Below are 6685 nucleotides of genomic sequence, written 5' to 3'. Positions count from 1 at the left end.
GTAGTATGTTTCCTTGGCAGCAGTGCCCGTGATTGCCGTAACTCGAATAATCGAAAGCCAAACCAAAAACAGGGCGATATTCACGATTCCGAGCACAACCAAGCATGCGTTTAGAAGCTGCTTCATTGCCCAATCTCCCCCGAATCGCATTTATACCACCTATCCTTTTGTTCCTGCATTGTTCGCTTGACATGTTACATATGCACGCACCGACTCAAGCGCAATCGCATTTAGAGTTGTTCCTAACGTGTTGGTTAACAACGCGCTTGGAACTCTGCTACCTAATACCGGCTACTTACCGATACAGAAGTCGCGGAAGATCAGGTCGAGCAGGTCTTCCACGTCGACCCGGCCGGCGAGGCGGCCGATGCCGCGGACGGCGAGGCGGAGGTCTTCGGCGAAGAGTTCGGGCACCCCTTGCGCCTCGGCTCGGGCCAGCGCCGCGGCAGCTTCTTCCAGGGCCGCGCGATGGCGGGCGCGGGTGAGGAGAGGCACCTCGCCACCGCTCTCCAACTTCGCTCGCGCCGCAGCGGCAAGTGCTTCCACCACGGCGTCCAGCCCCTCGCCGGTTTTCAGCGACAGACAGAGGCCGTCGCGCGGCTCCGGCCATGGCAAATCAGCCTTGTTCCACACCGTTAAGACAGTATTGCTGTCTAACTTACTATTACCTTCCAGGCCATTAGCCGGCGCACTCCCATCCTTCACCAGCACCACCAGGTCGGCGGCTTCGGCCCGGGCCAGTGCCCGGCGGACGCCTTCGGCCTCCACATGGTCGGCGGCGGCGCGCAACCCGGCGGTATCGGCCAGCACGACCGCATAGCCGCCGAGGTTCAGCCGCACTTCTATGATGTCGCGCGTGGTGCCGGCGGCTTCGGAGACGATCGCCACATCGCGGCCCGCCAGGGCGTTGACCAGTGAGCTCTTGCCGGCATTGGGGGCGCCGACCACGGCCACGACCAAACCATCGCGCACCATCTCGCCGCGCCGCGCTTCGCCGAGACGGATGGCGATGGCGTCCTGCACCACCGCCGCGGCCTGGCGCGCATCGGCCATCACATCCTCAGGCAGTTCTTCGTCGGAGAAGTCGATCGCCGCTTCGGCCCAGGCCAGCGCCCTGGCAAGGTCGCTGCGCCAGCCGTCGGTCAGCGCGGCGAGAGCCCCGTCATATTGCCGCAGGGCTTGGCGGCGCTGGGCTTCGGTTTCGGCAGCAACAAGATCGGCAACGGCTTCAGCTTGGGTCAGATCGAGCTTGCCGTTCTCCACGGCGCGCCGGGTGAATTCGCCGGGCTCGGCCAGTCGCACACCTGGGATCGCCTGCAAGGCCGCGGTCAACGCCGTCAACACCGCGCGGCCGCCGTGAACCTGGAATTCGACAACGTCTTCACCAGTCAAACTGTCGGGTGCGGCAAACCACAGCACCAGGCCGCGGTCGAAAATTTCGCCCGAACCGGTGCGCAAGGCTCGCAGCACTACCCGGCGCGGCGGTGGCGGGGTTTTGCGCGTCACCATCTGGACCGCAAACCGCGCCGCCGGTCCTGACACGCGCACCACCGCCACCGGGCCGGCCCCGCTTGCCAAGGCAAAGATCGTCTCGTCGCGCCGCATAAGACCTCCGGCAATTCACCAATTTACCCGCAACCCTAGAGGGCGACGGCCTGACTTCTTGTGAGCGCGCGTGTCCGCGCGTAAAGCTTCGTCCAAATCAGTCCCGCAACAATGCGCGCTCGCGCATCTCACCGGAAGAACAAGATGAGCACCAACCGCCTCACCGAGGAAACCAGCCCTTATCTGCTCCTGCACAAGGAGAATCCCGTCCACTGGTACCCGTGGGGCCAGGACGCTTTTGCCGAAGCCGAAGCTTCCGGCAAGCCGATTCTGCTGTCCGTCGGGTATACCGCCTGCCACTGGTGCCATGTGATGAACAAGGAGAGTTTCTCCGACGCGGAACTCGCGGCCTTCATCAATGAGAATTACGTCCCGGTGATGGTCGACCGCGAAGAGCGTCCCGACATCGACCAGCTCTATCAGGCTGCCGCGCAGACGATGGGCTATCAGGGCGGCTGGCCGCTCACCATCTTCCTCAATCCCAAGGGCGAGCCCTTCTTCGTCGGCGGCTATTTCCCCAACGAGGAGCGCTTCGGCCAGCCGCCGTTCAAGCGCGTGCTCGACGAGGTCGCCAAGAAATACAAGGACGCCGCCGACGTCGTGGCCACCGATGCGACCAACATCTCGGCCGCGGTCGGCGCCAACTGGACGCGCGATCTCCGGGGCCCGTTCGATCCGCGCCTGATCGACGTTCTGGCGGTGCATGTCGCCCAGCGCTTCGACATCTTCTATGGCGGCGTCACCGGCGCCCCCAAATTCCCCAACCCGGCCCTGATCGAAACCCTGTGGCGCGGCTTCCTGCGCTCCGGCGCGATGCAGTTCCCGCAGCTGGTCCAGACGACGCTCGATTCGATGTGCCTGGCCGGCATCTACGATCATGTCGGCGGCGGCTTCCACCGCTATGCCGTCGATGAGCGCTGGCTGGTCCCGCACTTCGAGAAGATGCTGTCCGACAACGCCCTGATGGTCGACCTTCTCACCACCATCGGCGTCCACAATCGCGTGCCGCTGTACCGCGCCCGCGTCGACGAGACGATCGGCTGGGTGCTGCGCGAGATGACGGTCGGCGATGCCTTCGCCTCCAGTCTCGATGCCGATGTCGATGGCGAAGAGGGCGCCTATTACCTGTGGACCGCGCCGGAAATCGACGCCACGCTGATGGGCACCTTCGCTCAGCGGTTCAAGGACGTTTATGCGATCCGCCCGGAAGGCCCGTTCAACGGCAAGAACATCGTTGCCCGCACCGGCGGCTTCCCCTTCCCGCTCGCCGATGCCGACGAAGCCTTGCTCAAGCGCCAGCGCGATCTGCTCCTCGCCGCCCGCCAGCAGACCCGCAAGGCGCCGCTGCGTGACGACAAGGTGCTCGCCGACGCCAACGGCATGATGATCGCCGCCCTCGCCAACGCCGGCGCTTCTTACGGCGTGGTCGACTGGATCGTCGCGGCGCAGAAGGCGTTCGCCTTCGTCACCAAGGCGATGGCCGAAGGCGATCGTCTGTTCCACTCCTGGCGCGACGGCAAGCGCGGCCATGCCGCTTTCGCCGACGACTATGCCCACATGGCGCGCGCCGCGCTCGCGCTGTTCGAAGCGACCAGCGACAAGCAGTATCTCGATTGGGCCAAGCGCTGGACCGCCGTCCTCAACGAGTTCTTCTGGGACGCCGCCGGCGGCGGCTATTTCCAGACGGCGATCGACGACGAGGCGCTGATCCATCGCGTCCGCACGGTATATGATGCCGCCGCCCCCTCGGCCAACGGCACCATGGTGAGCGTGCTTGCAAAATTGTACCTCGCCACCGGCGACGTCGGTCATCGCGACCGCGCCGGCAACGTCATCGGCGCCTTCGCCGGCGATGTCGGCCGCTCGTTCATGGCGATGGGCAGCTTCCTCAACGGCCTCGAGACCTTGGTCGCCGGCCTGCAGATCGTCATCGTCGGCCCGCGCGAAGCCCAGAAGACCCGCGAACTCGTCAGCGCCGTGCTCGGCCGCAGCCTGCCCAACCGCCTGTTGCTGGTGGTCGACCCGTCCGAAGACCTGCCCGAAGGCCATCCGGCCCGCGGCAAGACGATGGAGAACGGCCAGCCGACCGCGTACGTCTGCCAGCATCAGAACTGCTCGGCCCCGATCGCCAATCCGGTGACCCTCAGCCAGGTGCTGCAGCTGCCGGCCCGTCCGCCGCAGCAGGGCCAGCGCCCGCAGTAAAGACGCGCCTCGATCGTAAAAAAGCCCGGTCTGGACATTCCAGGCCGGGCTTTCTCTTGGACCGGAACCGGCGCTACTCGCCGATATTTTCTCTCAGAAAGCGCTCGAGCTCGGTCAGCATGCGGATGCGCGATTCCGGGAAGTTGAGGTGGTGGTCCTCGTTGCCGCCAATGCGGATGAACTCCACCTTCTTCCCGGCTTTTTGCAGCGCCGCGACTTCCTTTTCGCTCTGGTCGATGTCGACGGTGGTGTCGCGCTCGCCATGCATGATCAGGATTGGACTCGTGACCTTTTCGGCATGACGGTCGGGCGAGGTTGCCACCAGCCGATCAAAATCGTCGCCGACATTGCCGATCTGCGCCGTCAAGGCCGACGTTCTTTTGGTGCCGGGCGTGTTGCGGGGATTGTCGGTGCGCAAAATCCACGGCAGATCGCTGACCGGCGCCCAGGCGAAGGCACAACGATAAAGCTCGGGGGTGAAGGTCGCGCCCGCCAACGCGGCATAGCCGCCATAGCTGGCACCGACGATGCAGACGCGCTTGGGATCGGCGATACCATCGGCGATCAGCTTGGCAACGCCGTCGGTCAGGTCGTCCTGCATGCTGAGGCCCCAGGCCCTGGTTCCGGCCGTAAAGAACGCCTTACCGTAGCCGGTCGTGCCGCGGAAATTGGGTTGCAACACGGCATAGCCGCGATTGGCCAGGAACTGCGCCCACCAATCGAAGCGCTGGCCGTCGCCTTCCACATTCGGCCCGCCGTGCGGCATGATGACCACCGGCAGGTTCTTCGCCGCTTTGGCCGGCGGCAGGGTGAGATAGGCGTGAATCTCAAGCCCATCGCGCGCCTTGTAGGAATAGGCTCTGACCTCCCCGAGATCGGCTTCGCTCAAATTGGGATAGGAGCTGCCGATCAGGAACGCCTGGTGGGTGGTGCGGTTGACATAGTAATAGCTCGGCGGCAGGCGCGGCGCCGAAACCTCGACAATGACGCGGCCGTAATCGCGATTGCGCGACACCACACGCACGCTGCGTCCAGCGAACGCGGTTTCCAGGCCGGTTTGCAAGGCTTGCAGCTCGGGATTTAAGTACTGCACATGGACGGCGTCGTCGCGATAAACGACACCCACCACCTGCCGTGTGTTGCGGTCGACCAGAGCCCCTTCGACGTCGTGATTGGGCACCGAAAAGAACGGCGAGATTGCGCCGGTGGCGAAATCCAGCTTCTCGAGAAAATCGAAATCATTGATGTGTTCACGACGGATGATCAGTCCGGACCCGTCCGGGGCCAGGCCCTCGACGTGGACGTCTTTGAGGCCGCTCCAATCGAATGTCGCCGCCTTGACCAAACTGCTGCCACGCTTGACGTACAGCAGCTCTTCCAGCGGAGCGTACGTCGTGTCCATGCGGGCCACGACATTGCCGCTTCCGTCCATCACCCAGTCGTCAGTGGAGAGGTGAACATCGTGCTCGCCTTCGGCGATGGTCTCGCCCTTGCCGGTGTTGACGTCGACTTTCAGGAGATCGAAATGGAAGGGGTTTTCGTCTTTCTCCAGCTTGCTGGCTTCGCCCCAGTCGACCACCACATGCGCCACCCTCGCCGCCATATAGATGTGATTGGGATCAGTGCTGTCGAAGCCGACGATGTCGGCGGTCGACCCGTTGAAGTGCATGCCCTTGATGTTTTCCAGCAGCACCACCGGGTTAGAACCGTCCGGGCTAATCGCGATCGAACGATATAGTGTCGCTACCGTCCCTTCCGCCTTTTCGCTCTTCAGGCGGTAATTATTCTTGAGGATGATGACGAGCCGGTCGTTGTTGGTCCAGGTGATGCCGGCAGTAATCAGGTCGCCGGTCGGAATCTCCACCGGCACGGCACCAGCCGGCGCATCGGTTTGGTAGATCAGCGTGGTCGCGCGGTTCTTGCGCATCTGGATGGTGGCGAAATATTTCCCGTCCGGCGACAATTGCGGCTGGGCGATCATCGGCAGATTGCCGAACGCCTCCACCGGCGGTTTGGCCGGCGGCGTCTGTGCCGCTACGGGCAATGCGGCAGCCAGCATTCCCGCCAGGCTCACGCAGATGGTTCGCTTGTTCATTGGTCCCCCAAAAGTGATCGATCCGGTACGCGTTTCTGGTGTGTAGCGCTGCGAAAGCGCTGCACGCAATGACCCCGGACCGATGGCAAAACACCACTTGGCGCCGCCCACCCCGCCCGCAGGACGGCAGGGTAAGCCAAACTTCGCCTTTTGGGCAGTTGCCAAGTGAGCTGGATCGTCTCAACCCGCACATTTCTGCGGCGTGACGCGAATTTGCGCTACCATCACCCCCACCAAACCTGCACACCATCGGAAAACCGACGCCATGAAAGCCATTCGCATCCTGAAGACTGGCGGACCTGAGGTCCTCGCCCTCGAAGAGGTCGCTACTCCGCGACCAGGCCCGGACGACGTGCTGGTTGGCGCCGCCGCCATTGGCGTCAATTTCATCGACACCTATCACCGCTCCGGCCTCTACAAACTGGCGCTGCCGAGCGGCCTCGGTACCGAAGCGGCCGGCACGGTGGAGGCGGTCGGGGGCGAGGTCACCGGGTTCGCGCCGGGCGACCGTGTGGCGTACTGCACTGCCCCGATCGGCGCCTATGCCGAGGCCCATGTGGTGCCCGCCGACAAGCTGGTGAAGCTGCCCGCCGCGATCACTTTCGAAATCGCCGCGGCGGCGCTGTTGAAGGGGCTGACGGTACAGTATTTGTTGAAGCAGACCTTCCCGATCCAGGCCGGGCAAACCATCCTGTTCCATTCCGCCGCCGGCGGCGTCGGCTTGATTGCCGGCCAATGGGCGAAACATCTTGGCGTCAAAGTGATCGGCACCGTCGGGTCCGA

4 protein-coding genes are annotated in these 6685 nt (G+C 63.8%); 2 read left to right on the top strand and 2 right to left on the bottom strand.

From position 1 onward, the window contains the following. Positions 1 to 291 precede the first annotated feature (291 nt). A complete protein-coding gene (gene mnmE / locus AC1P6P_RS11255) occupies positions 292 to 1605 on the bottom strand; it encodes a tRNA uridine-5-carboxymethylaminomethyl(34) synthesis GTPase MnmE (RefSeq protein ID WP_481402533.1) in 1314 nt (437 codons plus the stop codon). Between the two features lie 144 nt (positions 1606 to 1749). Between mnmE and AC1P6P_RS11250 the strand changes: the two genes are divergently transcribed. After that, positions 1750 to 3807 (top strand): thioredoxin domain-containing protein, encoded by a 2058-nt coding sequence (locus tag AC1P6P_RS11250; RefSeq protein WP_481402532.1) that lies wholly within the window; start codon positions 1750 to 1752, stop codon positions 3805 to 3807. Positions 3808 to 3880: 73 nt separating this feature from the next. On the opposite strand, the gene AC1P6P_RS11245 is transcribed toward AC1P6P_RS11250, so the two are convergent. Beyond that, the gene (locus tag AC1P6P_RS11245) at positions 3881 to 5902 is read right to left on the bottom strand and encodes an alpha/beta hydrolase family protein (protein WP_481402531.1); all 2022 of its coding nucleotides are present in this window, start codon (positions 5900 to 5902) and stop codon (positions 3881 to 3883) included. A 265-nt stretch (positions 5903 to 6167) separates the two neighbouring features. On the opposite strand from AC1P6P_RS11245, the gene AC1P6P_RS11240 reads away from it, so the two are divergent. Continuing rightward, positions 6168 to 6685, top strand: a 518-nt coding sequence (locus tag AC1P6P_RS11240; RefSeq protein WP_481402530.1) for an alcohol dehydrogenase catalytic domain-containing protein, incomplete at its 3' end; no start/stop codon positions are given.

This window comes from Rhizomicrobium sp., assembly GCF_056722145.1.
This window is presented reverse-complemented; position numbering and strand designations above follow the sequence as displayed.

What these genes read in the sequence shown, in the direction of transcription:
- mnmE (WP_481402533.1), bottom strand. Translation starts at nt 1,605, where the DNA reads ATGCGGCGCGACGAGACGATCTTTGCCTTGGCAAGCGGGGCCGGCCCG.
- AC1P6P_RS11250 (WP_481402532.1), top strand. Translation starts at nt 1,750, where the DNA reads ATGAGCACCAACCGCCTCACCGAGGAAACCAGCCCTTATCTGCTCCTG.
- AC1P6P_RS11245 (WP_481402531.1), bottom strand. Translation starts at nt 5,902, where the DNA reads ATGAACAAGCGAACCATCTGCGTGAGCCTGGCGGGAATGCTGGCTGCC.